General features: G+C 39.8%; 29 protein-coding genes and 3 pseudogenes. 22 read left to right on the plus strand and 10 right to left on the minus strand.

All coding sequences use genetic code 11. From position 1 onward, the window contains the following. The first annotated feature begins 203 nt into the window (after positions 1-203). The 7 genes from V7K50_RS30440 to V7K50_RS30470 all read left to right on the plus strand — a co-directional run bounded on the left by V7K50_RS30440 (position 204) and on the right by V7K50_RS30470 (position 4,345). Positions 204-572, plus strand: a complete 369-nt coding sequence (locus V7K50_RS30440; RefSeq protein WP_334966739.1) for a hypothetical protein — start codon at positions 204-206, stop codon at positions 570-572. Continuing rightward, positions 572-796, plus strand: a complete 225-nt coding sequence (locus V7K50_RS30445) for a hypothetical protein (RefSeq protein ID WP_334966741.1) — start codon at positions 572-574, stop codon at positions 794-796. The genes V7K50_RS30440 and V7K50_RS30445 overlap by 1 nt, the downstream gene beginning before the upstream one ends. A gap of 71 nt (positions 797-867) precedes the next feature. Then, positions 868-1,707 (plus strand): urease accessory protein UreD, encoded by an 840-nt coding sequence (locus V7K50_RS30450; protein ID WP_334966743.1) that lies wholly within the window; start codon positions 868-870, stop codon positions 1,705-1,707. A gap of 39 nt (positions 1,708-1,746) precedes the next feature. Continuing rightward, positions 1,747-2,049 (plus strand): urease subunit gamma, encoded by a 303-nt coding sequence (gene ureA / locus V7K50_RS30455; RefSeq protein WP_196520369.1) that lies wholly within the window; start codon positions 1,747-1,749, stop codon positions 2,047-2,049. A 122-nt stretch (positions 2,050-2,171) separates the two neighbouring features. Beyond that, the gene (locus V7K50_RS30460; RefSeq protein WP_334966745.1) at positions 2,172-2,879 is read left to right on the plus strand and encodes a hypothetical protein; all 708 of its coding nucleotides are present in this window, start codon (positions 2,172-2,174) and stop codon (positions 2,877-2,879) included. 41 nt (positions 2,880-2,920) lie between these two features. Further along, positions 2,921-3,232, plus strand: coding sequence for an urease subunit beta (locus tag V7K50_RS30465; RefSeq protein WP_334966795.1), 312 nt, complete (start codon positions 2,921-2,923; stop codon positions 3,230-3,232). 27 nt (positions 3,233-3,259) lie between these two features. Further along, a complete protein-coding gene (locus V7K50_RS30470) occupies positions 3,260-4,345 on the plus strand; it encodes an endonuclease NucS domain-containing protein (protein WP_334966747.1) in 1,086 nt (361 codons plus the stop codon). On the opposite strand, the gene V7K50_RS30475 is transcribed toward V7K50_RS30470, so the two are convergent. Then, positions 4,320-4,532, minus strand: a complete 213-nt coding sequence (locus V7K50_RS30475; protein WP_334966749.1) for a hypothetical protein — start codon at positions 4,530-4,532, stop codon at positions 4,320-4,322. The two genes, V7K50_RS30470 and V7K50_RS30475, sit on opposite strands and share 26 nt — an antisense overlap. A gap of 278 nt (positions 4,533-4,810) precedes the next feature. Here V7K50_RS30475 and ureC point away from each other — a divergent pair, with 278 nt between their 5' ends. From ureC to V7K50_RS30510, 6 genes and pseudogenes are all read left to right on the plus strand, one after another. Beyond that, entirely contained in the window at positions 4,811-6,526 is a 1,716-nt protein-coding gene (gene ureC, locus V7K50_RS30480; protein WP_334966750.1) for an urease subunit alpha, read from the plus strand. 3 nt (positions 6,527-6,529) lie between these two features. Further along, positions 6,530-7,483: pseudogene (locus V7K50_RS30490) on the plus strand (transposase). Positions 7,484-7,553: 70 nt separating this feature from the next. Next, positions 7,554-7,796 carry a type II toxin-antitoxin system HicB family antitoxin gene (locus tag V7K50_RS30495; RefSeq protein ID WP_334966756.1) on the plus strand — a complete coding sequence of 81 codons (243 nt, stop codon included), beginning with the start codon at positions 7,554-7,556 and terminating at the stop codon, positions 7,794-7,796. Beyond that, entirely contained in the window at positions 7,796-8,014 is a 219-nt protein-coding gene (locus V7K50_RS30500) for a type II toxin-antitoxin system HicA family toxin (RefSeq protein WP_334966758.1), read from the plus strand. Before V7K50_RS30495 ends, V7K50_RS30500 begins: the two co-directional genes overlap by 1 nt. A gap of 23 nt (positions 8,015-8,037) precedes the next feature. Beyond that, on the plus strand, positions 8,038-8,253 hold the full coding sequence (locus V7K50_RS30505; RefSeq protein WP_334966760.1) for a hypothetical protein: 216 nt from the start codon (positions 8,038-8,040) through the stop codon (positions 8,251-8,253). After that, positions 8,244-8,450 (plus strand): hypothetical protein, encoded by a 207-nt coding sequence (locus V7K50_RS30510; protein ID WP_334966762.1) that lies wholly within the window; start codon positions 8,244-8,246, stop codon positions 8,448-8,450. The genes V7K50_RS30505 and V7K50_RS30510 overlap by 10 nt, the downstream gene beginning before the upstream one ends. A gap of 158 nt (positions 8,451-8,608) precedes the next feature. Here V7K50_RS30510 and V7K50_RS30515 read toward each other — a convergent pair whose 3' ends face one another. Further along, positions 8,609-8,881 carry a hypothetical protein gene (locus V7K50_RS30515; protein WP_334966763.1) on the minus strand — a complete coding sequence of 91 codons (273 nt, stop codon included), beginning with the start codon at positions 8,879-8,881 and terminating at the stop codon, positions 8,609-8,611. Positions 8,882-9,147: 266 nt separating this feature from the next. Here V7K50_RS30515 and V7K50_RS30520 point away from each other — a divergent pair, with 266 nt between their 5' ends. Next, complete coding sequence (locus tag V7K50_RS30520) at positions 9,148-10,266, plus strand: hybrid sensor histidine kinase/response regulator (RefSeq protein WP_334966765.1); 1,119 nt, start codon at positions 9,148-9,150, stop codon at positions 10,264-10,266. Positions 10,267-10,619: 353 nt separating this feature from the next. Beyond that, positions 10,620-12,155 (plus strand): ArnT family glycosyltransferase, encoded by a 1,536-nt coding sequence (locus V7K50_RS30525; RefSeq protein ID WP_334966797.1) that lies wholly within the window; start codon positions 10,620-10,622, stop codon positions 12,153-12,155. Between the two features lie 48 nt (positions 12,156-12,203). On the opposite strand, the gene V7K50_RS30530 is transcribed toward V7K50_RS30525, so the two are convergent. The 5 genes from V7K50_RS30530 to V7K50_RS30550 form a co-directional block, all read right to left on the minus strand. Further along, positions 12,204-12,677, minus strand: a complete 474-nt coding sequence (locus V7K50_RS30530; protein WP_334966767.1) for an AAA family ATPase — start codon at positions 12,675-12,677, stop codon at positions 12,204-12,206. Between the two features lie 84 nt (positions 12,678-12,761). Beyond that, positions 12,762-14,150, minus strand: a complete 1,389-nt coding sequence (locus tag V7K50_RS30535) for a DUF2079 domain-containing protein (RefSeq protein ID WP_334966769.1) — start codon at positions 14,148-14,150, stop codon at positions 12,762-12,764. A 112-nt stretch (positions 14,151-14,262) separates the two neighbouring features. Next, entirely contained in the window at positions 14,263-15,471 is a 1,209-nt protein-coding gene (locus V7K50_RS30540) for a hypothetical protein (RefSeq protein WP_334966771.1), read from the minus strand. A gap of 177 nt (positions 15,472-15,648) precedes the next feature. Continuing rightward, positions 15,649-17,649 (minus strand): DMT family transporter, encoded by a 2,001-nt coding sequence (locus V7K50_RS30545; protein WP_334966773.1) that lies wholly within the window; start codon positions 17,647-17,649, stop codon positions 15,649-15,651. Positions 17,650-17,694: 45 nt separating this feature from the next. Further along, positions 17,695-19,002 (minus strand): mannosyltransferase family protein, encoded by a 1,308-nt coding sequence (locus V7K50_RS30550; protein WP_334966775.1) that lies wholly within the window; start codon positions 19,000-19,002, stop codon positions 17,695-17,697. Positions 19,003-19,489: 487 nt separating this feature from the next. Between V7K50_RS30550 and dxr the strand changes: the two genes are divergently transcribed. From dxr to V7K50_RS30580, 6 genes and pseudogenes are all read left to right on the plus strand, one after another. Beyond that, a complete protein-coding gene (dxr, locus tag V7K50_RS30555; RefSeq protein ID WP_334966777.1) occupies positions 19,490-20,686 on the plus strand; it encodes a 1-deoxy-D-xylulose-5-phosphate reductoisomerase in 1,197 nt (398 codons plus the stop codon). Between the two features lie 173 nt (positions 20,687-20,859). Next, positions 20,860-21,675: pseudogene (locus V7K50_RS30560) on the plus strand (Rpn family recombination-promoting nuclease/putative transposase); the annotation flags it as partial. 227 nt (positions 21,676-21,902) lie between these two features. Beyond that, positions 21,903-22,157, plus strand: a complete 255-nt coding sequence (locus tag V7K50_RS30565; RefSeq protein ID WP_334966779.1) for a hypothetical protein — start codon at positions 21,903-21,905, stop codon at positions 22,155-22,157. Next, a complete protein-coding gene (locus V7K50_RS30570; protein ID WP_334966781.1) occupies positions 22,157-22,603 on the plus strand; it encodes a type II toxin-antitoxin system VapC family toxin in 447 nt (148 codons plus the stop codon). The genes V7K50_RS30565 and V7K50_RS30570 overlap by 1 nt, the downstream gene beginning before the upstream one ends. A 135-nt stretch (positions 22,604-22,738) precedes the next feature. Beyond that, on the plus strand, positions 22,739-23,014 hold the full coding sequence (locus tag V7K50_RS30575; RefSeq protein ID WP_334966783.1) for a BrnT family toxin: 276 nt from the start codon (positions 22,739-22,741) through the stop codon (positions 23,012-23,014). Further along, complete coding sequence (locus tag V7K50_RS30580) at positions 22,998-23,264, plus strand: BrnA antitoxin family protein (RefSeq protein WP_334966785.1); 267 nt, start codon at positions 22,998-23,000, stop codon at positions 23,262-23,264. Before V7K50_RS30575 ends, V7K50_RS30580 begins: the two co-directional genes overlap by 17 nt. Positions 23,265-23,565: 301 nt before the next feature. On the opposite strand, the gene V7K50_RS30585 is transcribed toward V7K50_RS30580, so the two are convergent. After that, positions 23,566-23,796: a type II toxin-antitoxin system HicB family antitoxin gene (locus tag V7K50_RS30585; protein WP_096575287.1), complete on the minus strand. Its 231-nt coding sequence runs from the start codon at positions 23,794-23,796 to the stop codon at positions 23,566-23,568. After that, complete coding sequence (locus V7K50_RS30590) at positions 23,793-24,041, minus strand: type II toxin-antitoxin system HicA family toxin (protein WP_334966791.1); 249 nt, start codon at positions 24,039-24,041, stop codon at positions 23,793-23,795. The genes V7K50_RS30585 and V7K50_RS30590 overlap by 4 nt, the downstream gene beginning before the upstream one ends. Positions 24,042-24,119: 78 nt before the next feature. Here V7K50_RS30590 and V7K50_RS30595 point away from each other — a divergent pair, with 78 nt between their 5' ends. Further along, positions 24,120-24,305 carry a hypothetical protein gene (locus V7K50_RS30595; protein WP_334966793.1) on the plus strand — a complete coding sequence of 62 codons (186 nt, stop codon included), beginning with the start codon at positions 24,120-24,122 and terminating at the stop codon, positions 24,303-24,305. Positions 24,306-24,318: 13 nt separating this feature from the next. Here V7K50_RS30595 and V7K50_RS30600 read toward each other — a convergent pair. After that, positions 24,319-24,529: pseudogene (locus tag V7K50_RS30600) on the minus strand (hypothetical protein); the annotation flags it as partial.

Consider the following 24,529-nt stretch of genomic DNA (forward strand, 5'->3'; position numbering starts at 1 on the left):
CGCGGATGCTTTGAGGCTGACAAGATAATATTTTTAATCTCTAATGCCATTTGATTTGCGTTCTCTCATATCGCTTTTAGTCTAAACTCCAGTTACTACCAAGTAAGGTTAATATCCTTGATATTGCAGCAGGACCAGGAACAGTTGCTTATGGTTTAGCTTTATTTCTCCAAAGTAGTAGTGGTTTTTTTCAGATTCCGCAAATGCACATATCCTACTACTCTTTAGAAAAACAAGATGCTTTCCAGTTTCGTGGACTTCAGTTTTGGCGACGATATATAGAGTCGCATTTAACCACGGTGAATGCTTATTTCCGCTTTGTTACTACTGATATTTTTACTTGGAAAACTAAATCGAATAATCTACCCCAAGACTTTTTCGACTTTATCGTAATTTCCCACTGCTTCTTTATAGATAAAGCCAAGAGGGTTGAAGCTAATAATACTTACAAGCAAATATTTTCCACTAGCTTAAAAAATTCAGGTTATGTTCTACTAATTGTGCAAGATAAGAAATTATTCAAAATTTACGATGTTCACCAATTTGAGAATCAAGAGCAAGAAAAAACGTAGTGCATAAATTTCTGGCAGAATTGGAATTAGAGTTAGTCTGGTATAAATATCTCACCTCAACAGGTTCAAGAACATCTTTATCCGGCATTGAATTTGGTAAGTTTGCTCGAGAAAAATTACCAAAACAACTTTATATGAGTCAAATACTGCAAAAGTATTTTGGTCAGAAGCATCAGTTACACTATACATTAGATGATTATGTAATCTTGGCGAAAAAATCATGATATGCAGGGAAAGTAGCAAAGAATGTATTAAATAAATATAAGATATCTGAACTTTAATCTTGAATTTATAAATGATTTGCAACTCACAAACAGCAGAAGGTTGGCATGGCAAACTTAATTTAGTCTATGCCGATCGCCAGGGTGAAACCCAATTAATTTACAATCACCAACAAGCGCCCCTGAAAGTACAGCGCCCATTTTACCCAGAAGGGGAAAAGGTATGTCATAGCGTAATTTTACACACGGCTGGAGGAGTGGTGGGAGGCGATCGCTTATCCTCTAACATCCACCTCCAAACCCAAGCCCAAGCCTTAATCACCACGGCGGCGGCAAGCAAGATATACCGCAGTAATGGCCTGCAAGCCAGACAAACCATCCAAATGCAAGTTGACGCTGGTGCTTGTTTAGAATGGCTACCGCAAGAGACAATTTTATTTAACGACGCGATTTATCGGCAAGATTTACGGGTAGAATTAGCAACCGGGGGCAGTTGGTTAGGTTGGGAAATTACCCGATTTGGTCGCAGTGCTAGAGGAGAAAAATTCTTGCAAGGAGAATGGCGATCGCACACCGAAATTTGGCAACAAGATGTTCCCTTATGGATTGATCGGCAATATTTACCGGGTAGTGAAGACATTTTCCACAGTCCTCATGGCTTGGGTGGAAAACCAATTGTAGGTAGTCTAGTTTGGGTTGGTGGTGCAGTTTCAGGAGAAATTGTCGAAAAAACGCGAAATTTATGGCATGGGAAAGGAGAAGCGGGTGTTAGTCGCTTACAACATGGATTATTGTGTCGATATCGCGGTGCTTCTACATCTGAGGTGAGAAACTGGTTTATTGATGTTTGGCAGTTGCTGCGAGTTTCTTTCTTGAATCGTGGTAATTGTATACCAAGAGTGTGGCAGATTTGAACGAACCGCAGAGGCGCAGAGAACACAGAGGAGATAAGAATGCAACTTACGCCGCAGGAAAAAGATAAGCTATTAATTTTTACTGCTGCTTTATTAGCAGAAAGACGGAAAGGAAGGGGTTTAAAACTGAATTACCCCGAAGCGATCGCTTATATTTCTGCTGCCATTTTAGAAGGGGCGAGAGATGGACAAACTGTAGCTGAATTAATGAGTTATGGTACAACTCTATTGACGCGGGATGATGTCATGGAAGGGATATCTGAAATGGTGCATGAAGTGCAGGTTGAAGCAACTTTTCCTGATGGCACAAAGTTAGTGACAGTACATAATCCAATTCGTTAAATTTACTTTATACTCTGTTACTTTGAAGACGAAAGTCTTTTATAGACATTAACTAATAACAAGTATATAATTTAACACATAATCAAAAATGTACTGTTTGACTATCATCAAGCATAAAGGCAATGAATACAGGAAACACTGGCTTTACAGCAACCATTATAACCACTGCCATAACTACTGCCTTTGCCGTTGTAGCCGGAATAGTTAATCACATTATGTCTGGCAAGAGAGATAGAGAAAATCAGCAGACAACTGCATCGTTAAAATATACTGAGCAGCAGCTAGAAGAACTATATGGGCCACTTGCTTTTCTAATTTGGGAAGGTAGACGTACCTATACAGATTTAGCAGAAAAGTTAAGAGAAATGCGCGGTCAAAAACGTATCTTAGAATCTCTTCAAGTAGGAGAAAAAAATGGTTATACAATTTTACCCTTCAAAAACGAAGCAGAAATTAAATTATGGATTTTTTGGATAGAAAAAGATGCTTTTCCCCGCCATGAAAAAATTAAAAAGCTTTTGATGACGAAGACACACTTAATTGAAGGTGAAATACTGCTAGACAGTTATCTAAATTTTTTGAATTATCATAATTCTTGGAAAATGGAGCATCTGCGGTGGCAAGAACAGCAAATTGAATATTCGTGGACATCAAAAGTTGGCTTCCCATTCCAATTTGAAGATGATATTATTAAAACTTTTAAAAACCTTAAACGTCAACAAGCAAGCTTTTTAAAAGCTAATCATAACTTACGCAAAAATAGCCAAAATTACACGAAAATAGCCAAAAATATTAATTTATTGAACCGCCAAGATGCCCAGAATTCATAGAGTGTGCATAAGTCCTACTTAAATCAAATATTGGATTGAACATGATACCAGGAGAAATTATTACACTAGCAGGTGAAATAGAACTAAATGTTGGTCGTCCAACTATAAAATTACAAGTGTCAAATACAGGCGATCGCCCCATACAAGTCGGTTCACATTACCACTTTTATGAAGTCAACACCGCCTTAAAGTTTGACAGAGAACAAACGCGAGGAATGCGCCTCGATATCCCCGCCGGAACCGCAGTTCGTTTTGAACCAGGCGATGAAAAAGAAGTAACTTTAGTCCCCTTGGTTGGTACTCGCCAAGTCTACGGCTTCAACGCCAAAATTAACGGTAATCTCGATGGATAAAAGTCTAATGAAACTGGAATCATTTATATGCAAGAAGACCTGAAAATCTGGCAAGTATCCGCAGAAGATAAACTTACGGAAATCATTAAAACTAAATTAAATTTAGAAGCTCGTCTAGAAAAGTGGTTAGAGAGAGATATCTCTATTCTTTCAGCAGATTTATTAGTAATTGGTAGGCAGGTAGCTACAGATTATAACGGAATAATTGATCTACTTTGTTTAGATAATGGTGGTAATGTTGTCATTGTAGAGTTAAAACGCGATCAAACATCTAGAGAAGTAACTGCTCAAGCGTTAGATTATGCCTCATGGGTGAAAAATCTATCTGCTGAAAAAATAATTAGTATTGCTGTTAGTTATTTTAATTATTTAGGTAAGCAAGAAACTTTAGAACAAGCTTTTCAAACAAAATTTGACAGGGTACTTCCAGAGATTATAAATAGTCAACACAAAATTTTAATAGTTGCTTCAGAAATAGATGCTAGTACTGAAAGAATTATTAATTATTTATCAGATACTTATCAAGTTCCCATAAATGTAGCTAAATTTTATTACTTTAATAATAATAGTCGTGAACTATTAGCAAGAAAGTTTTTAGTTGACCCCAACCAAGTTCAAGAACCTTCTGTTAGTAAATTATCACGAAAAACTAACTTGACCTACGAAGAATTAGAAGAAATTGCAAAAAATAATGGTGTTGATAAGATATATAAACTAGTTTCTAAAGTCTTAATTAAGTATCCTTTTTGGACATATACCACAAAAAGTTGTATTACTTTCACTGGGGCTAATAAAAAGAAAAGTGCGATATTTAATTTAATACCTATTGAGAGCAGTCCAGAATTGGGACTGAAGTTTAAAATTTATCTAACTAGATTATCAGAATATTTAAATAAACCAGAAGAGGCAATAACTGAATTTTTACCAAAGATTGAGCCAGTTTTGCAGGAAGAATGGTCTGGTTTAGTTGTGCAGGGATTTTTTGCAACTGAGGAATCAGCTAATCACTTCCTAACAAAATTAAATGAAACTAGGATTGCTATACGATATGAGTTATATAATGAACCGCCGCGCCTACGTCGAAATTTTAATGACTGGAATCCTGTGATTTGAGTGCTTCCATCATGACTGCACCAGCCCCAAAGCTATTATAAGGAGTAGGTAAATCGTAGGTTTTGAAGGGTTCTAATGGAGAAATATCCTCGACTGTATCTAAATCTTCGGCAAGGATGCGAATTAGCTTGAGCTTTTCTGATGGAGAAACCTTTCTAGCTATGGAAATTAGGTCTGCTAGGGTCATTCTGTCTAAGCCTCCAACAACGCTCATTTATAGCATAAATCCCAAATCGATATATTTATTTTTTAACGCAGAGGGGCGCTGAGGTAAACGCAAAGTTACGCGGAGTTAGAGTTTGTTTGCCAGATGATGCCTTTTTTGAGGTGGAGAAGTTAGCATCCCACAGCCAATTATCACCTCACTCAAATCATTCTCATCCATCCTTTGCGAACCCCTTGCGTTTACCTTTGCGTCACTTTGCGTTTAAACTCGATTTTAACCTCGATTACTAAAAGTGCATTATGCCTTACAGAATGGATCGCCGCGCCTACGCCGAAACTTATGGGCCAACAGTAGGCGATCGCATCCGACTTGCAGATACAGAATTATTTATTGAAGTTGAACAAGATTTCACCACCTACGGCGATGAAGTGAAATTCGGCGGCGGTAAAGTCATCCGAGACGGAATGGGACAATCCCCCATTTCTAACGCTGATGGTGCTGTAGATTTAGTAATTACTAATGCCTTAATTCTCGATTGGTGGGGTATTGTCAAAGCAGATATTGGCATTAAAGATGGCAAGATTTTCAAAATTGGTAAAGCCGGAAATCCTTATATTCAAAATAATGTAGATATTATTATCGGTCCCGGAACCGAAGCCTTAGCCGGTGAAGGAATGATTCTCACTGCTGGCGGTATCGATGCCCATATTCATTTTATTTGTCCCCAACAGATAGAAGTTGCGATCGCTTCCGGTATTACCACCATGATCGGCGGCGGTACTGGCCCCGCCACGGGTACAAATGCCACTACCTGCACCCCCGGACCTTGGAATATTTACCGAATGCTGCAAGCTGCTGATGCTTTCCCTGTCAACTTAGGATTTTTGGGCAAAGGTAACACCAGTAAACCCCAAGGACTTGTAGAACAAGTAGCCGCCGGTGCAATGGGGTTAAAACTCCATGAAGACTGGGGAACCACACCCGCAGCAATTGATACTTGCCTCAGCGTTGCCGATGAATATGATGTGCAAGTAGCAATTCATACTGATACCCTGAATGAAGCCGGATTTGTCGAAGATACGATCGCAGCTTTCAAGAATCGTACCATCCACACCTACCACACTGAAGGCGCAGGTGGCGGACACGCACCAGATATCATCAAAGTTTGTGGCCAAGCCAACGTTCTACCATCTTCCACCAACCCTACACGTCCTTACACCCTCAACACCTTAGACGAACACCTTGATATGTTGATGGTATGCCATCATCTCGATCCAGCGATCGCCGAAGATGTCGCTTTTGCCGAATCTCGCATCCGCCGGGAAACTATTGCCGCCGAAGACATTTTGCACGACTTAGGCGCATTTAGCATGATTTCTTCCGATTCCCAAGCAATGGGAAGGGTAGGTGAAGTGATAATTCGCACCTGGCAGACATCTCACAAAATGAAGGTGCAACGGGGAAGTCTTAATCCACAAGGAAATGAGCAAAAAGCAGACAACTTTAGGGCAAAAAGATATGTTGCTAAGTATACGATTAATCCTGCGATCGCTCACGGAATTGCTCAATATGTGGGTTCAGTGGAAGAGGGAAAATTAGCAGATTTATGTTTGTGGCGTCCGGCATTTTTTGGCGTGAAGCCAGAAATAGTGATTAAAGGCGGAATGATTGCATGGGCGCAAATGGGCGATGCTAACGCCAGTATTCCGACACCGCAACCAGTGTATATGCGACCGATGTTTGGTAGTTTTGCAGGGGCGCGTCATGCCACATCATTAACTTTTGTTTCCCAAGCAGCTTTAGAGAAAGAAATTCCCAGCCAGCTAGGTTTACAAAAGTCAGCAGTTGCTGTTTCTGGCACACGCCAATTGAGTAAGCGGGATATGAAGCTGAACGATGCACTACCCCACATTGAAGTAGATCCAGAAACATATCAAGTTAGGGCTGATGGTGAGTTGCTGATTTGTGAACCTGCGACAGTTTTACCAATGGCACAGAGGTACTTTTTATTTTAATTCATGACCGAGCAGCTTACTGATTACGATAGTCCTTGGAAAGAAGTTATTGAGCTATATTTTCCTCGCTTTCTGGAATTCTTTTTCACCCAAGCTTATGCCGAAATCGACTGGAAGCGACCCTATGAATTTCTGGACACAGAACTGCAACAGCTAGAACCGGATGCATAAATTGGGCGGCGTTTGGTCGATAAAGTCGCAAAAGTTTGGCTACTGGATGGAGAGGAAGCTTGGGTATTGGTTCATGTGGAAGTCCAAGGGCAATATGACAGCCAATTTGCCGAAAGGATGTACACATATAATTACCGTTTGTTTGACCGCCATAAAAAGCGAGTCATTAGTCTAGCAGTTTTAGCAGATGAACAACCCAATTGGCGACCTTCCAGCTACAGCTATCAACTGGGCGGATGTCGTGTCAGCTTAGAGTTTCCTGTGGCGAAACTGTTGGACTATGAGCAAGGGTGGGAAACCCTAGAGCAAACTACCAACCCTTTTGGTGTAATTGTGATGGCGCATCTCAAGACCAAAGCAACGCAACGAAACCCAGAAAATCGGCTACAGTGGAAACTAAGCCTAGTCAGACGGCTGTATGAACGGGGATATAGCCGGGAAGATATTCGGGAATTATTTCGGTTTATCGACTGGATAATGGTTTTGCCAAAAGAGTTGGCACTTAATTTTAAAACAGAAGTAAGAAGTTACGAGGAGGCAGATAGAATGCGGTACGTAACTAGTATTGAAAGGCTAGCAAAAGAAGAAGGAATTGTCGAAAATGCTAGAGAAAGTATCATTACAGTCCTAGAAACGCGATTTGGAGAAGTATCAAGGTCTATTGTCGAAGTTATTAATAGGATAGAAGAACCATCTGTACTCAAAATGCTTCATAAAAGTGCGATCGCAATTCCTTCCACAACAGAATTTCAGCAACTCTTGGATCATCTCACTTCTGGAGAATGAGCGATCGCATGAACAGAAATGGCTGTTGATTTGGTTAAACTATTTCTAGATAATCTAAGACACTTTATTTATGTTGACAAAGTACATACAAGCTGCAATGCATCAAGCTAAGTATAAGATTTTGTCAGATGATGACAGCTTTTATGGTGAAATCGCTGGTTTCCAAGGTGTCTGGGCGAATAGAGACACCTTGGAAACCTGTAGAGAAGAATTAGCAGAAGTTTTGGAAGAATGGATTTTATTGCGAGTTTCCCGAAATTTGCCTTTACCCATAGTTGATGGCATTGAATTGTCAATCAAGGAAGTAGCATAATGCCTACCTTCGGGCCTATTAAGCGCCCCGACTTAATCCGCTACTTAAGGGAACTAGGGTTTGAGGGACCATTTTCTGGTAGCAGGCATCAGTATATGGTCAAAGATGACATCACGGTGCGAATACCAAACCCTCACAAAAGGGATATTAGTAAAGGGCTTGTAGCTGAGATATTGCGACAAGCTGGAATTGATAGAGATGAGTGGGAACAGTTGTGATGTTGTATCTGATATAGAAAATCATGCTACCTTTTAAGAAAAAAATTGTGACTGATGAAGCCATGCGTCCGGTAGCAGTGTTGATTGATTATGAGGACTGGCAGCAAATTGAGAAGATATTAGAAGCTCATCAATCACAACAAAAACAAGAGTTTAATTTAAACGAGTATGCAGGTGTAATTCAACTAACTCAAGATCCTTTGGTATATCAGCAGCAAATTAGGGATGAATGGTGTTGACACAACCTGGGATTTTTTTAGATCCAAATGTAGTTTTGTATTTTTTGGGTGGTCGCTTGGTAAACCCACTACCATCAGGACAATATTTTATTTCAGTGATTACTGAGATTGAATTACTCTCTTATCCAAGTCTCAGTTTAGAAGAAGAAACAAAAATTATTGATTTTTTAAATAAAATTACAGTGGTTTATGTCTAGGCTGAAATAGCCCTGGGATTGCTATATCTTCAACAGTTAAGTGTTTGTTTATGCGCTAGAACTTCTTGGAGGCGAGATTTCTAGTCATCAGTTGAGTCTGAGTTTATGTTGATTGCTTGTTGGAAGTTATCTTCAGCTTGTCTTAGCTCTTTGACCGTCTAACTGGCTCTCATCGGCATGGTAATACAGATGGTAAGTTTGCCCCAGTTCGCCGTAAGGCTCGTTAGTTTTAGTGCCTTTTTCGATGGCATCTGTAAAACAGTTAACACCACTTTCGTCGGAATAATAAAAGCAACTTTGACATCTTGGCGCTGTTTTTCTGCCGCTACAGCCATTCCAGCCACACGCCCTAACTTCTGATTCCAAACTGGTGTACCACTAAAACCCTCTTGTAGACGATAGCTATTTTCACTCTTAACTTCAATCTGCACCCAACCTTTAGCATTTGCTCCCTGTAATACACTCTGTTATTCTTCGGACAGGAAACAACTTCATTAAGATATTAAAGAGATACAACTCCCTACCAAAAATTTTCGGATATCAACTCAAAAATCATACTTAAGTAAGAGGGCAATAGTAAAGCAACGCCTCTGTTAAATTATTCTCAATCTTGTTGGTCGCCAAAAATCATGAATGCGTGCCAGACAAAATGAAGAAAAATTAAAAAATTTACTTTTATCCCATACCCTGCATCTATATGACTTCACAATCTTCTCGTTCTGACAAAATTTTGGTTGTTGATGACTCTCCTGATAACGTGTTTTTGATCAAAACTATCTTGGAGGAAGAAGGTTACACCATTAGCACCGCAGAAAATGGGATTTCGGCTTTAGCAGAATTGAAAGCTTCTCCCTGTGACTTGGTTCTGCTGGATCTGATGATGCCAGGTATGGATGGGTACGAAGTCACTAAGCACATTCGCGGTGATATGAAATTGTCGCAATACATCCCCATACTGCTAATCACTGCTCACGATGCGCCCAACGTCGCCCACGGATTAGACTTGGGTGCTGATGATTTTATCCGCAAACCTGTAACAGTAGATGAATTGCTGGCACGAGTGCGATCGCTCCTGCGTTTGAAGCACAGTATGGATGAACGTGATGAAATTGCCCGCCAACGAGAAGATTTTGTCTCACGCCTCACCCACGACTTACGCACTCCCTTGGTAGCCGCCGATCGCATGTTGATGCTATTTCAGCAAGGTGCTTTGGGAACATTATCAGCGCAAATGCACGAAGTAATCACCATCATGGCCCGTAGTAATATCAACCTGCTTACTATGGTCAATACCTTATTGGAAGTTTATCGCTTTGAAGCAGGGCGCAAAAGCTTGGCATTTCAACCAGTTAATCTGGGGCGATTGCTAGAAGAGGTAACTGGAGAATTATCACCCTTAGCTCAAGACAAAGCACTGTCGCTAAGTGTGGATTTTACTGAAGAGTCAAGCACAGTGATGGGCGATCGCTTAGAATTGCATCGTCTATTCACCAACCTCATAGGCAATGCGATCAAATTTACTGACTCTGGTTCTGTGACTATTGGTTTTACTTCTCAACGCCAGTTTGACAGTGAAAAATCCAATTCTGTTGATTACATGAGAATTGAAATAGCGGATACAGGCCCAGGTATTCCCCCTGAAGAACAAGCCACCATATTTGAACGATTTCGCCAAGGCAGCCACAAGAGTTCCGGTAGTGGCTTAGGACTGTACCTTGCTCGTCGAATTGTCGAGGCACATCAAGGTATTATTCTGCTTAATTCCCAGTTGGGCAAAGGTAGTGTATTTATTGTGCTTCTACCCACCCAAACATGAGAAAATTAGGAATTATAAATTGTAGAGTTTCTTATCCTGATAATTCATAATTTATAACTTTAGTACTATCTAAAGATAATTTAAAGTAAATATTTCAATTAGAAAATTAAACCCTAAAAATTCACGAATAAGCTGTTGCGTTTTTAAGTTCAGCAAATAATTTCTGGTTGATTGAGTATGCTAACTCTAGTTTATAAAAAGATTTAGAGGTAAAAAGCAAAATATATACAGAAGCAGGTCTCTTAGAATCGCACCACATAAACACCTTTTAAAAAAGTAACCAAACTCCCATTGCAGAATCTGGGGTACAATACCGCCTTAAAGCCGTTGAGATGATTATCCCGATTTTAGATATGCGTCTATTCCAAGAAAAAGAATGGTTATTTAGCTTACTGGTAATATCTCTAATTCTATGGCTGATATTTTTAGGAAATTCCCTTTTACGAGATTGGGATGAAGGTACTTACGCTTTAGTCGCCAGAGAAATTTACCGTACTGGTAACTGGCTTTATCCCACTCTTCAGGGAGAACCATTTTTATTAAAACCGCCTTTGATGCAATGGTTAATTGCTTGCTGCTACTACTTAGGAGGAGTCCAAGAGCTTACCACACGCTTACCTGGTGCGGTTTTAACTGCCTTGGGAGTGCCTTTGCTTTACTTGGTGGGGCGTTTGGCTTTTAAGCAAAGTTTACCGGCTCTATTTGCTGCTTTAGTTTACTTGACAATGTTGCCTGTGGTGCGTCATGGACGATTAGCAATGTTAGATGGAATGACTATTTCTTTTTTCTTGCTGTTGTTGTTTTGTCTTTTGAAAGCACGTCAGAACCGAAAATATGCTCTAGGCGTGGGATTTTGTTTGGGGTTAATTATTCTCACAAAGGGGATGATAGTTTTGCTATTGGGTGCGATCGCCTGTTTATTTCTCCTTGCAGATCGACAATTTGCTTTGTTAAAAAGTCCCTATCTTTGGATGGGAATTTTGTTAGGAAATGCTCCGGCGATCGCTTGGTATACTGCTCAATGGCAACGCTATGGTAATACTTTCTTAGAAGTACATTTTCAAGCACAAGCTTTTGATCGCCTTATGCAACCTGTTGAAGGTAATAGCGGGCCTGTTTGGTACTATTTATTAGAATTACTCAAATATGGTTTTCCCTGGCTGTTATTTTTACCTGGAGGGCTTTATCTAGCCTGGAAAAAACGTCATGAAAGTTGGGGTTCTCTAGTTCTATTGGGGACAATTATTTACTTGGGAACTATTTCTTTTATGAGAACTAAACTACCCTGGTATGTCATGCCTGTATATCCATTTTTAGCTTTGGCAATAGGTGCTAATTTGAGCGAAGTTTGGCAGAATCGTCATTTTCGAGTGCGGAGTTGGACAATATTTTTGGCTATTATTTCTCTTGCTGGTTTAGGAGGCTGTGTTTACTTTTTTATTAAGAAACAGCCTATTTTGATAGTCATGAGCATTGTTTTGGCAATAAGTATGAGTATAGCAGCATGGCTAATTAAACAGCGCGATCGCAACTTTATTCCAGTGTTATTTATAGGGATGTATTTAGTTTTAACGCTGTTGGTAAGTTCGCAATCTTGGATTTGGGAATTAAAGGAAGCTTTTCCAGTTAAACCAGTAGCAGACTTAATTCGGGCAAATGTCTCACCAGGAACAACAGTTTATACCTCATTTCCTTATAACCGTCCTAGTTTAGATTTTTATAGCGATCGCAAAGTAGTTTCTGCTTCTGTTGCTGTTTTAAAAGAACAATTTGATAATAAATCTTATTTATTACTAGATAATACGACTTTACAGCAAATAACTTTATCTAAATATAAGCTTCTAGGCACTGCTGATAACTTTACTCTGATATCACCATCACTTAAGTAATACCTGATAGCAATTTTTTGAAAATTTTGTCAAAGATAGTTACATTTATCAATTGATAATTTCATGTTTTATGCCATTAAATTGATTAAATATTGAGCGATGGGATGCATAACCGAATTCATCATCGCGTTCTTCATATTGTTGAATCCAATTCTGTAGAAACTCAAATGTTTGTGCCTGCTCCTCACTTGATTTGAATTTGTGCGGCTCCCAAGGACGATTGCGGTTATTTTCAAGACACTTACTAATGCCGGGATTTAGGAAATAGATTTCAGTTGAGAATTCCATAGCCGCTTTGATTAGGGTACTATAGCAGCCTTCGATTACCCAAGAAATATTATTTTCTATGAAGTCTAGTAGATCCTTTGCTGAATCTTTTTGAGGACGTTGTAAGGCAATTGTATTTGGTTCCCAGACGATAGTATCGAGATCAAGAATTGGAATCCTGAAGTTTTTACCAAGTCTATTTGCAAGAGTACTTTTTCCCGAACCGGAATTGCCAAATATTAAAATTCGATCCATTGTGGTGATTTAATTAAGATGTAGCAGATTGATTTATAAATTTCCAACCAAAACTCTGTGCTAATTCATCTGTTTTATTTTTATTTAAGTCCCGCTAATAGTTTTTTCAAAAAGATATACGTCATCTTGTTGATATTCTAAGTTAAATTTAGATTGATTTTTCAAAATATTGACTAAGCTTGAAAGAGATTCTGAAGTTGCAGCCCAACCTGGGTGGCGGACATTGAGCAAGATATAGTGAAACTTATTTAATTCAGCAATGTCTTCAGAAGGATTATATTTAAAACTAATAAACTGTCTATGGGTTAAATGTGGAGTAATTATATCTGTAGTCAGAACGCTATCTTTTGTTTTAACTAGAGTGATAGCCTCTTTTGTGGCTGACAAATTATCCAGATTGTGGAGATATTTTGAGCTAAAGAACCCATATTTACCTAAAGCCAAAAACCAAACTAAAGACCACAAAACAATTACTTGTCTTTTTGGTAGCCATACTTTATCTGCTGCTAGGCTGGCAATTCCGACTAAAATAAGAAATGGAATTGCTGGTAAAGAGTAATGCAAAACGAGATTTTTTTGTGAAGGATGATCGGCAAGTAAATTTAGTGCCACACAAGGAATTGCACTTATCAAAGGTATAATATATTGTGGTCTTAAAGCCCAAATAAAAGGTAATAATAAAAAAGATAAATATTCTAAATTTATAGTTGAAAAAAGGTTGGTTAAAATAATTTTTGGTTGAAAAAGTAAGATTTGTACCATTTCGGAAAATGAGTTTCCTAAATAGCTATATCGATAAAGATGACGATTCAGTAACGCTGCTTCGCTACCAAAATAAGGGATGATAATGCTGTTAGCGATCGCAAACCATATTGTCCCACTAATGATGGCGATCGCACCGTATAAACGTCGCTTTTCAAACAAGAGTAACCAAATCCCCATAGCCACTACAGTCAGGGATAGTACGGCTTTACAACCTAATACCAAAAGAATACTGACGCAAAACCAAGCTATTTTCCTCGATCTGGCAGCCAAAACTGCCATCAAAAGTGCAGGGACTGCGATCGGATCTGGGTGAAAATCACATAAATTGCTATTGTACACCACCGGATACATTAGATATGCAGCCACCATTGCGATCGCTAAATTTTCTTTTAAACCTGCTTGCAGCGCCAGATAATATGTAGGTAAAGCACCTAATGCTAAAGCAACAGACTGTACTGCAAACAGCCAATAAACACTAGGATAAATTTTGTATAGCAAAGCCAAAGGATATAAAATCCAAGCAGCGTGATCAGCTAAAATATGAAAACCAATTACAGAAGAAATTGGCGGTTGTCCTTGACTAATTAAGTAAATTCCTTGGTCAAAAACTGCTAAATCCCCAGATGAATTAAATAACTCGTGTCGTAAGCTGCTGGAGATAAATAAAATTAAGGTACTAATGCCGATAATTGCTCTGATCTTATTCATTTTTGGCAGTTATTCTATTACTTAAATTTTACTTGCTTTATTCATGTAGGGGCAATTCATGAATTGCCCCTACAATGTGTACTTTTACCGAAGTCCTAAATAAATGGTATTACTACAAATTCTTATTGATATTTGGGGAGAATCCAGCTTGTAATTTCGGATAAATCACATCACATTTTCGCACAACAAACCAGAGGGCAAAACCTAAAGGTAATGAAAACAACTGGATAAATATGGGAGTTCCCAAATAGCCAAAAAATGATGCCATTTGCACTACTATAGCTACCCAAAAATATCGGGGAAAATAAAAGGCAAAGATAATTGCAATGATATCCGCAGGATAAAAATATCTTTCGTGCATTTTGGGCAGGATATATGGCATAAACAAAACTGAGATGGTGGCTAAGTGGATCAGTCTGTCTTGAGTAATTTTTAGTTTACTTTTATAAACAATGTATCCAAGTAAAAATATTGCAGATATGGTTAACGTTAAACCTATAGGGACAACAATATTATAAAAATTGTTAGGAATCCATTGATAAAGATTAGGTGCGCCTTTAGCTAATTCTTTGTATTTATTAGCTTGATTAAAGTATACTAATAGCAATTCTAGTATTGGTCTTCCCATAAACCAAGGTGGCAGAACAGCAATTATATATACCGCCGGAATTAATGGGAGATAATACCAATGAATTCTTTTTTTGAGCAAAAGAGCTAATAATAAAGGTGCTAAAAACATGGCTTGCAACTTAAAAGAAAGTGACACACCAAAGCTGAGTAATGCTGGAATTTCTTTTTGAATAGATAAAAAGTAAATACAGGCAATCAATCCTGTTGTATAGATAACATCACATTGACCCCAAAGCGCACTATTATATATAACAGTCGGACTCAAGATAACTGCCAAAAAAGCAAAGATGGGTTTCCTGCCCTCTGGGTATTTTAGTCGGACAATTTTGTAAGTTAAAAATGCACAAAGAAAATCAACTGTCATCGCAAAAAGCTTGATTGCCAGAATTTTCGGCAATCCAGACAGCAGGGTAGCAGCAATTAAAATCCAGTAGAGGTAGGAGGGTGTGTAATCGGCAAAACTATATTTGAGAGCGCCCAATCCGCCATGAGATGCGATGAAATCATACCAAGGCGCTAAAAAAAACTTATAATCGACCGATTTATTTGGCACACAAAGCAATCGAATCAGCACTGCTAAGATAATGCCAATAACCAAGTATCCAGAAATCGGGAATGGGAGAGAGTTTAGTAGCCTATTGAAGGGAGATGTTACTAGTTTTAATAATGTCTGATCAGGAGTTTTTGTCATAAATTGTATCAGTCAAGTTGGTGGTATTAAAATAATAAATCAAGAGTTCCTGCCTGGGCGATTGGAATGATGCCTCCGGCACGCCAAGGGCGAACGCGGCTACACAGACAAAACCTGCCTTCGCAGGTTAATAAACCCTTTATTTTAAAACTTGTTCTTGAATCTACCTATCATCTGCTACAATGCTTCGTTTGTTACTTGAACTTTGGATTGGCTAGATTGGGCTAGATAGATACCCACTAAAACTACGGCAAAAGTCAGCCAGTCAAACAAACCTACTTGTTCTGAAAAAATGAACCAAGCAAAAATAGAGGCCAGGACTGGTTCAAGGAGAAGGGTAACGGCGACGACACTTGAAGAGATTCTGCTGAGACTATAAGCCAAAAGTCCCTGACCTAATACTTGGCAAAAAAGTGCTTGGAAAATTATGATAAACCAACCCGTCCAGGAGTAGGGAAACAGCCGATCTTCAAGGAATAGGACGACGGGTAGTAGAAGCATTGTTGTCACTCCACAGCGCCACAGCATGATAGTTGCGGTGCTAAATCGGGTTCTGAGTCTTTCTATCAGCAGCATACACGTAGCCATGAAAACCGCAGTTAGTAATGCTAGTGCATCACCCAGTATTTGATCAGTTGCAAATTGTACCTTATTTAGTTCAAATGCGATCGCTCCCCCCAAGGCGATGACCAAACCAATCACAAATCTGTGATCGAAGCGCCGACCAAATAACAGATACCCAGCTAAAGCAACAAATAAGGAGTTCAAATTAGACAGTAAAGCCACATTAGCAACACTAGTTTGACTCAGCGCCCAAGCCCACAATAGAAGGTAGGTTCCAGCAGAGGTTCCCATTGCCAACAATAACCCTACTTCTTGTTTCGTAAAAGGCTTCTTTTCTATAGATTGGTGATCAATAGGAGTAATATTGCCCCCTGCCCCCTGCCCCCTGCCCCCTGCCTCTTCCCTCTTCCCTCCTTCAACGGACTGTTGATAGCGGAAAGCCTCAAATCCATTCCACAGCCCAAAGACAACTGTCGCAATCCAACTGCGATGAAATACTACAGCATTTGCACCAATTTCTTGTTGACACAATTTAGTCAGAGATGGTGCTAAAGATATGGGAATTAGGGCAAATAATAATGAGAGAGTTCCTAATAAAGCTGGTGTTTCGGAGAATTGTTGCTTTATTAATGACAGTTTTATAGTCATATTTTTAACGAAAGTGTTAAGTATATTTTTTGCTGATTCCTGCAACGGAAAATTAACAGCAGCTTGGCTAGATACGGCCAAGTACAAACCCATTAAAACTACAGCGAAACCTACCCAATTTGAGAAAGTTAATATTTCCGAAAATATTACCAGAGCGAAAATACCGCTAAATACTGGCTCTAACAGATGTACCAAGGAGACAACCACAGAGGAAAACTTAGCAAGGCTGTAAGTCAAAAGCCCATGACCTAAAACTTGGCAAATCAGGGCTAGGGAAATGACCCAAAGCCACCCATTGACTGTAGAGGGGAAAAGCTGATCTTGAGTGAACAAAAGTATGGGGAAGATGACTAAAGCAGCGATCGCACAGATCCATAACTGGATTGTGGCCGGAGAAAATTTGGTGCGTAATTTTTCTACGATCAGCAGGTATGCACTCAAGAAAATCGCCGACACGATGGCAGCAAAGCCACCTTCAACTTCGTCTGTGGCGATTTGTAGTTCCTCAAATTCAATGGCGATCGCTCCCCCAAGGGCGATGACCATCCCAATCAGGAATTGCTTTTCAAAACCCTTACGAAATAACAGCCACACCCCTAAGCTCGTAAATATGGGGGCGAGATTATGCAACACACTAGAGATCGCCACACTAGTTTGAGTTAGCGACCAAGCCAACAAGACTAAAGTCGCAGCCCAAAGAATACCAGCACCTAGCAATAGCAATAGATCCTGACTGGTGTAGGGCTGCCATTCTAAAGGTTTTTCTAAGGAAAATCGCTGCCGTATTGCCTTGTATCCATGCCAGAGCAAGAAGACCACACTAGAAAGCCAAAAGCGATTAAATACAGTGGCACTGGGGCTGAGTTCCATTTCGCTCAATTTCATAAAAATAGAGCCAAAAGATATGGCACCGACACCTACAAATAATGAAACAAGGGCTATCTTAGTTTGATTGGATACATTCATTAGGAAATTTAAATTCAACTTTTTGCCAACAAAGAATCAAACCCTCTAACCAACCCAATGCTCTTGGGCGAATCCTACAGCTATTTTGGCTAGTAGTATCACAAAAGCGCCCAATATTAAATATCCCTGACGAGGATGGCGAGATAGCACCACACCAATGGCTATATTCAAAGGCACAATACCGTAGGCGAGACGGCTCAAGGAAATGGTGCCTCCAGAGGCTAGTAGCAAACCAATACCACAAAAGCCATAGATAACTGTAACTGGGGTCAGTTGCGTGTGTAAGCGCCACAATACATAGCCACCACCCAAGATCATGAACAAGTTGAGTAAGTTATTGATCCACTGTTCGCTTGCCAGAATCAACAAAAATAAGAGTAAAGCATAAAAGCCATAGAATAATTTTACAGAACTAAAACGTTGACGAAAACACCATAAAAGATAGCCACTGGCAACGATCGCACCAAACAACAAGAGATACCAGGGGTCTGGAATTCCGCCAGAGGAGTTTTGAACCCAACCATATTGCCAATTATTTGTGCCAACTGCAATTTGCATGAGCATATTTAACCAACCTTGCCAATCAAACCCTAGAGTTGGTCGCCATCCCCGTTGTGCTTCGATAAAAGCTAAAGGATTGCCAAAATAAATCGCACAATACAAACTGAATAGAAGTATGCCAATAGCGGTAGTCAAGGCAGCTATATAGGCAATGGGTGGTCGGCGTTCTTTCCAGGCTGCGATCGCTAATGCTGGAATTAGTGCCATACCTGTAGGACGTGTTGCTGTCGCCATTGCGCCCCAAAGGGCAGTCCAGGCATACTGCTTGTGATCAAACGCCCGCAAAGTCGCTGTACTCAAAAACAAATACAGCCCCTCTGTGTAAATCACCCCCGTAAACATAGACGATGGATACAAAGAAACCACAGCAGTAACCCACTGCGCTCCATTGATGCCATAATTATCTTTAACCCAAAAGTACAAACAGTAAAGCGCTGCAAAAAATGCCAAGTTGTTGACTAACGTCCCCGCTAATTCAAACGGTAAGCCCAACCTCATCAAAACCCAGATGCTTAAGGGAAACAGGGGAAAGAAGGCCAGATTATGTTGCTTGCCGTCATTGACAAATTCATAGCCAGAAGTTGCGATCGCTCGATAATGCATACTATCCCAGGCATCAAAAACGCCCCAGCTAAAAGGGGGTAAGAATTCTTCTCCTGGTAACGGGAGCTTTGGCGCAACCAGCAACATAACTGTCCAGATAAATATTCGGCTGGCAAGCCATATTGCGCCTGGAAACAGGAAATCATTTTTCCATAAAACTTTTTTTATAACTATCTGAACTTTGGCCATAAGTTTGAGTGCTTCAACAAACTCCTTTATGAATCTTTTTACATATAGCTGTAACACAGCAATTTATGAGTAATATTTTGCATATTAAATCCTCCACCAAAATAATTAACAAACTGGACAGATTAAAAATTACTTAAAAGTGTTCCCGATTGGGAACTTTTGCTAATTCTGTCGGAATTTATCTTTAGAAATATAGTATTTATAAATACAACTTTTGTCTAGTTATATAAAATTACCAACTTTCGGGCGTGTTTTCAAAGTCGATAAAATAGTTGAAAATACTAAGGATTAGTGAATTTAGATTTATCTGTTATAAAACTTTGAAATTAACGGATTAGGGCTGGCGCCGGGACAACGAGAAGAGGACATAGAGACACGCCGGCATCTGTCCCCTCCTCCTTGTCAATGTATCGATTATAGTGATTGCTGTGATTAAAGAGTCCCCAGCAATTTATAGTGAGAGTTGTCTGTAAATCCTTAAGCAATTGTGAAAGCGATTACTCTTCTTGGTTCCACTGGTTCTATTGGTACTCAGACTTTAGATATTGTCACTCAGTACCCAGATCAGTTTCAGATTGTGGGATTGGCATCTGGGAGCAATGTTGAAATGTTGGCTGCTCAAATTCGGCAGTTTCGACCGGAAATAGCAGCCATTTGCTCAGAAGATAAATTACCAGCCCTCAAAGAAGCGATCATTGACCTCGATCCCCAACCGATTCTACTGGCAGGTGAAGCTGGAGTCATAGAAGTCGCCCGTTATGGCGATTCCCAAACCGTTGTCACTGGTATCGTAGGTTGTGCTGGTTTGCTACCAACCATCGCAGCGATTGAAGCTGGTAAAGATATTGCCTTAGCGAACAAAGAAACCCTGATTGCTGGGGCCCCTGTGGTTCTACCCCTAGTTGAAAAACACGGTGTAAAATTACTCCCAGCCGATTCCGAACATTCGGCAATTTTTCAATGTCTCCAAGGTGTGCCAAAATCTGGCTTGCGGAAAATCTTGCTCACTGCATCTGGTGGGGCTTTCCGAGACTGGGATGTAGAAAGGTTAGCAGATGTAACCGTTGCTGACGCTCTCAAGCATCCTAATTGGTCGATGGGGCGGAAAATCACAGTAGACTCTGCTACTTTGATGAATAAAGGACTGGAAGTAATTGAAGCTCACTTTCTCTTTGGGTTGGATTATGACAATATCGAAATTGTCATTCATCCCCAGAGCATTATTCACTCGCTGATTGAACTGCAAGATACTTCCGTTTTAGCCCAACTCGGTTGGCCGGATATGCGCTTACCCTTGCTGTATGCTCTATCTTGGCCCGATCGCATTTACACCAACTGGGAACGACTAGATTTAGTCAAGGCTGGAAATTTAACCTTCCGGGAACCAGATCATCAAAAGTATCCTTGTATGCAGTTGGCTTATGCTGTGGGGAAAGCTGGTGGTTCAATGCCAGCTGTGTTAAATGCCGCCAATGAGCAAGCTGTAGCTTTATTTTTAGATGAAAAAATTCGGTTTTTAGATATTCCCCGGTGTATCGAATGGGTGTGCGATCGCCATCAAAATGATAACCGTGTAAATCCCTCTTTAGATGACATTTTGGCAGCAGATAAATGGGCAAGACAAGAAGTTTTAATAGCGACTGAAAAGTTAGAAACTCAATCACGGATAATTTCTCTGCGATAAAAACCTTCAGTTCAGATACCCAAAAGGCAGATTTTCTGGCCCTTGACGAATTCTTGTTTAGCCTTCAGCCTAATGCTGAAGGCTAACGGTTAAATCCATTTTCATCCTAAAATCATAGCCTAAGCGAAAGAAGAGGCAGAAAAACGAGGTTTAGGCTACCAAACGGTTATTTTAGCCTTGCTCCCAATAATTGGGTAAGGTGGGTAACTCAAATTCCTGGTATTGTCGCTCAAGAAATTCTCAATTCAGATTTTAAATGGATAAGTCGAGAAAGTGATGTATTAATTCGTGTTGAAAGTCCTCGGTCAGGTAAGTTTCTGGTTTTGAATGAATTACAATTGCGTTATAAACCAGATATGCCATCCCGAATGAGAGCGTATGCAGCACTGGCTTCAGAGAAGTATAAATTACCGACATATCCAGTATTAATTAATATCCTGAATTCCGGGAATACAGAAATACCCACGCGCTATGAATCAAATATAGAAGGTTTGCAAGCACGTCAAGATTATCGGGTGATTAATCTTTGGGAGGTTGATGTTGAGATAGTCTTTCAAGAGCAAGTTCGTTCTTTGCTTCCCTTTGTGCCAATACTTAAGGGAGGGAATGACGAATCAACAATTCGAGAAGCTTTACAAATACTTCGTGCTGACGAAGATTTAAATCAATTAGAAACTGCTTTAGCTTTTTTTGCTACCTTTGTTTTAGATAGTGCCCTAGTTCAACAAATTATGCGGTGGGATATGGCTGTATTACGTGAGTCTCCTTGGTATCAGGAAATACGGAATGAAGGACAATTAGAAGCGACACTTTCCGGTATTGAGATGAGCCTGGAAATAAAATTTAATGCCGATGGGTTGCAATTAATGACAGAAATTGTGGAAATTTCTGATTTAGAAAAACTTAGGATAATTCAGCGTGGAATTATGACTTTAAATTCTCTTGATGAGGTTCGTGAAGTGATAGAGAGTGTTAAATCAGCCCAATAAACGCGTAGCCGTAAGGCTTGTCGTTAGACATCGCACTCTTTCCCATCCACCCAAATGCGATCGCACTTTCTCTTCAACCCTAATAAATGCGTAGCCATAAGGCTTATGGAAGTGCAATCTGAGATTTATTTGCTAGAGGATGAGTTGCAGGGAATCAAAATTAAGATGAGTGGGTATTTGCTGGAGTTGGGGTTTGAAATTTAGGATTTCAGATAGAGAGAAAAATCATGAGCTTTTCAATTGAGCGCGTTTTAAGTGAAATAGATCAATTAAGTTTAGTGGAACAAATGCAGGTATTAGAGCATTTGGTTAAGCAGATTAAGCAATCTGTTGATTCTGTTGTGGTAACTCAAAAACCTAAGTATAAAGTGACTGATTTTTATGGGATAGCTCCCAATTTGCTAGGGGGTGAAGATGCTCAGAAATGGGTAAATCAGATACGGGATGAGTGGGAAGAGCGCCAAGCATGGAGACAGCGTTAATGAAACTTAACGATGCTTTGCAGGGTGTGAATAAAGTTTTTTTGGATACATCTCCTGTAATTTATTATGTGGAAGCAGTACCTGCTTTTGTTGAAGTAGTACGGGGGATATTTACTCTGATAGGAAAAGAGCAAATACAAGGGGTAGTGTCTCCTGTAACCTTAGCGGAATGTATTACTTTACCTATTCGTTTAGGACAACTAGAGTTACGAGAAAGATTTACAAATTTATTGACGGCTACGGATGGCATTGTACTGGTGAATATTGATGCTGTAATTGCACAACAAGCGGCTGAGTTACGTATTCGCTATGGGCTGAAGTTGCCAGATGCGTTACAAATAGCAGTAGTAATTTGTGATGGTTGTGAGGCTTTTTTAACGAACGATGTAGCTTTAAAACGAGTGACGGAGTTGCAAGTTTTAGTTTTGGGTGAGTTGGAGGTTTAAAAGATGGGTATTTATGGAAGAGATTGATATTAAAAAAGTACATCAACAATAAATGCGATCGCGTCTATGCACTTCATCCGAAAGTCAAAGTCCGTGTAGTATAGCAAAGGTAAATATTTTTGGTATATACTATAAATGCGCTTTGAGTGGGACGACAACAAAGCCGAATCAAATTTTTTGAAACACGGTATTCAATTCGAGGAAGCTGTAACAGTTTTTGCCGACCCCTATCTTCTGTTTACGGAAGACTCTATTCATTCTCAGGGAGAAGAAAGAGAATGGGCGATTGGTGAAATAGAAGATGGGTCAATTGTTGTAGTTGTTTTTACCATGCGAGGTGAGCGAATAAGGATAATTAGTGCAAGAAGAGCTACAAAAAAGGAGTGTCAACAATATGAGTCAGGAACCTGAGTTTCCTTTTGAGAGGGCAAGACGAGTTACACCAGAAGAAAACCAAAAATTCAGAGATGCGATCGCAGATCAGTTTGGGATTATACCGAGAAAGCGTGGACGACCTGCTAAAGATGAAGAGGAAAAGTATGAGCCGATTTCTATCAGATTTCATCCGAAAATCATAGCCTGGGCGAAAGAAGAGGCAGAAAAGCGAGGGGTAGGCTATCAAACGGTTATCAATGAAGTACTATTGGATAAAATAGGCTGATAGTAGGACTTAAGCTATCTTAAAAACCTAAATAAATCTGAAATTTAGCTATTGCACTCTTTGCCATCAACCCAAATGCGATAACTTCGTTAAGCTGCGCTAACGCACTCTCTTCAACATCACAAATGCGATCGCACTTTCCTACAAACCCAACAAACGCGATAACTTCGTTAAGCTGCGCTAACGCACTTTCCCTACATCACAAAGGCGATAACTTCTTTTCTCTGCGAGACGCAACGCCAACGTTAAGCTGCGCTAACGCACTTCCCCAACTACAATAAATGCGTAGCCCCCACTTAACTTACGCAACTTGCAACGGTTTTTTAGGAAGCATTCTCGGTTCTGGTAGTGGTTTGTTTTCTTCTTTCAACATTTCCACAAAAGTCTCAATTACTTCCTGACCATTTTTTGCTGCTTCTTCATAAGTCCTACCATGCGTATGAAATTGTTGCCAGGGGAACTCAGGTAAGTGTACTAAAAAAAGTCTATCTTCCTCCGACCATTGAATTACCATGCTGTAGTGATAGTTCATTCTTCTGGCTCCTGTTTTGCTTTGTTTTCCGTGTTTTCCATTTCTTGCAGTTTTTTCAGCACCCGTTGGATGTTTTTTTCTAAATATAACGGAGCATTATCGCCGTCTTTACCTGGTATGGTCAGGGGTTCTTCGGGTAACAACGGATGCTTCCAATATGTATGACTTCCTTTACCTCTTCCTGGTTGAAGAATATAGCCAACTTTTGACACCATTGCTTTCAACTCTCTTACTTTTTTCGGCATTACTCCTCACCGCCTAACTTCTCATTTATTTTCTCTGCTTAAAAGGCAAAAATCCTAGATTAATTGTTAGTATTTTAGATGTTATATCCTTGCATGAGTGGTTGTGGCAGTAAGCAAAACTCTGTTTTAGGCGATAACTTCTCTTCGAGACGCTACGCGATCGCACTTCCCAAACATCACAAAAGGCGATCGCACTTCCCAAATACCACAAAGGCGATCGCACTTCCCAAACACAACCAAAAGGCGATCACATGTGGCATTTAGCTTGCTACCTTGTTCAAAAAACTGTTGAAGCGATCGCTTCCATCAAGCCATTTTCCGACAGTATTCGTCGCACTGCAACTAAATGCAATGTTCTTACATACGCTTGTTGCTCGTAACCAGGCAAAACTATTACAGCACTTACGGCTGTTATGAGGTACAGTAACAGCAACTGGCAAACCAGTTTCTTAAATGTTGAGGATTTATTAAGTCGAGTGCAACTGAGA

It is taken from the genome of Nostoc sp., from assembly GCF_036917135.1.
GTDB lineage: Bacteria > Cyanobacteriota > Cyanobacteriia > Cyanobacteriales > Nostocaceae > Nostoc.

What these genes read in the sequence shown, in the direction of transcription:
- ureC (WP_334966750.1), top strand. Translation starts at nt 4,811, where the DNA reads ATGCCTTACAGAATGGATCGCCGCGCCTACGCCGAAACTTATGGGCCA.
- V7K50_RS30575 (WP_334966783.1), top strand. Translation starts at nt 22,739, where the DNA reads ATGCGCTTTGAGTGGGACGACAACAAAGCCGAATCAAATTTTTTGAAA.
- V7K50_RS30520 (WP_334966765.1), top strand. Translation starts at nt 9,148, where the DNA reads ATGACTTCACAATCTTCTCGTTCTGACAAAATTTTGGTTGTTGATGAC.
- ureA (WP_196520369.1), top strand. Translation starts at nt 1,747, where the DNA reads ATGCAACTTACGCCGCAGGAAAAAGATAAGCTATTAATTTTTACTGCT.
- V7K50_RS30470 (WP_334966747.1), top strand. Translation starts at nt 3,260, where the DNA reads ATGCAAGAAGACCTGAAAATCTGGCAAGTATCCGCAGAAGATAAACTT.
- V7K50_RS30465 (WP_334966795.1), top strand. Translation starts at nt 2,921, where the DNA reads ATGATACCAGGAGAAATTATTACACTAGCAGGTGAAATAGAACTAAAT.
- V7K50_RS30505 (WP_334966760.1), top strand. Translation starts at nt 8,038, where the DNA reads ATGCTACCTTTTAAGAAAAAAATTGTGACTGATGAAGCCATGCGTCCG.
- V7K50_RS30590 (WP_334966791.1), bottom strand. Translation starts at nt 24,041, where the DNA reads ATGCCGAAAAAAGTAAGAGAGTTGAAAGCAATGGTGTCAAAAGTTGGC.
- V7K50_RS30565 (WP_334966779.1), top strand. Translation starts at nt 21,903, where the DNA reads ATGAGCTTTTCAATTGAGCGCGTTTTAAGTGAAATAGATCAATTAAGT.
- V7K50_RS30595 (WP_334966793.1), top strand. Translation starts at nt 24,120, where the DNA reads ATGTTATATCCTTGCATGAGTGGTTGTGGCAGTAAGCAAAACTCTGTT.
- V7K50_RS30570 (WP_334966781.1), top strand. Translation starts at nt 22,157, where the DNA reads ATGAAACTTAACGATGCTTTGCAGGGTGTGAATAAAGTTTTTTTGGAT.
- V7K50_RS30545 (WP_334966773.1), bottom strand. Translation starts at nt 17,649, where the DNA reads ATGAATGTATCCAATCAAACTAAGATAGCCCTTGTTTCATTATTTGTA.
- V7K50_RS30535 (WP_334966769.1), bottom strand. Translation starts at nt 14,150, where the DNA reads ATGAATAAGATCAGAGCAATTATCGGCATTAGTACCTTAATTTTATTT.
- V7K50_RS30585 (WP_096575287.1), bottom strand. Translation starts at nt 23,796, where the DNA reads ATGAACTATCACTACAGCATGGTAATTCAATGGTCGGAGGAAGATAGA.
- V7K50_RS30510 (WP_334966762.1), top strand. Translation starts at nt 8,244, where the DNA reads ATGGTGTTGACACAACCTGGGATTTTTTTAGATCCAAATGTAGTTTTG.
- V7K50_RS30440 (WP_334966739.1), top strand. Translation starts at nt 204, where the DNA reads ATGCACATATCCTACTACTCTTTAGAAAAACAAGATGCTTTCCAGTTT.
- V7K50_RS30580 (WP_334966785.1), top strand. Translation starts at nt 22,998, where the DNA reads ATGAGTCAGGAACCTGAGTTTCCTTTTGAGAGGGCAAGACGAGTTACA.
- V7K50_RS30530 (WP_334966767.1), bottom strand. Translation starts at nt 12,677, where the DNA reads ATGGATCGAATTTTAATATTTGGCAATTCCGGTTCGGGAAAAAGTACT.
- V7K50_RS30450 (WP_334966743.1), top strand. Translation starts at nt 868, where the DNA reads ATGATTTGCAACTCACAAACAGCAGAAGGTTGGCATGGCAAACTTAAT.
- V7K50_RS30460 (WP_334966745.1), top strand. Translation starts at nt 2,172, where the DNA reads ATGAATACAGGAAACACTGGCTTTACAGCAACCATTATAACCACTGCC.
- V7K50_RS30550 (WP_334966775.1), bottom strand. Translation starts at nt 19,002, where the DNA reads ATGGCCAAAGTTCAGATAGTTATAAAAAAAGTTTTATGGAAAAATGAT.
- V7K50_RS30540 (WP_334966771.1), bottom strand. Translation starts at nt 15,471, where the DNA reads ATGACAAAAACTCCTGATCAGACATTATTAAAACTAGTAACATCTCCC.
- V7K50_RS30495 (WP_334966756.1), top strand. Translation starts at nt 7,554, where the DNA reads ATGTTGACAAAGTACATACAAGCTGCAATGCATCAAGCTAAGTATAAG.
- V7K50_RS30525 (WP_334966797.1), top strand. Translation starts at nt 10,620, where the DNA reads ATGCGTCTATTCCAAGAAAAAGAATGGTTATTTAGCTTACTGGTAATA.
- V7K50_RS30500 (WP_334966758.1), top strand. Translation starts at nt 7,796, where the DNA reads ATGCCTACCTTCGGGCCTATTAAGCGCCCCGACTTAATCCGCTACTTA.
- V7K50_RS30475 (WP_334966749.1), bottom strand. Translation starts at nt 4,532, where the DNA reads ATGACCCTAGCAGACCTAATTTCCATAGCTAGAAAGGTTTCTCCATCA.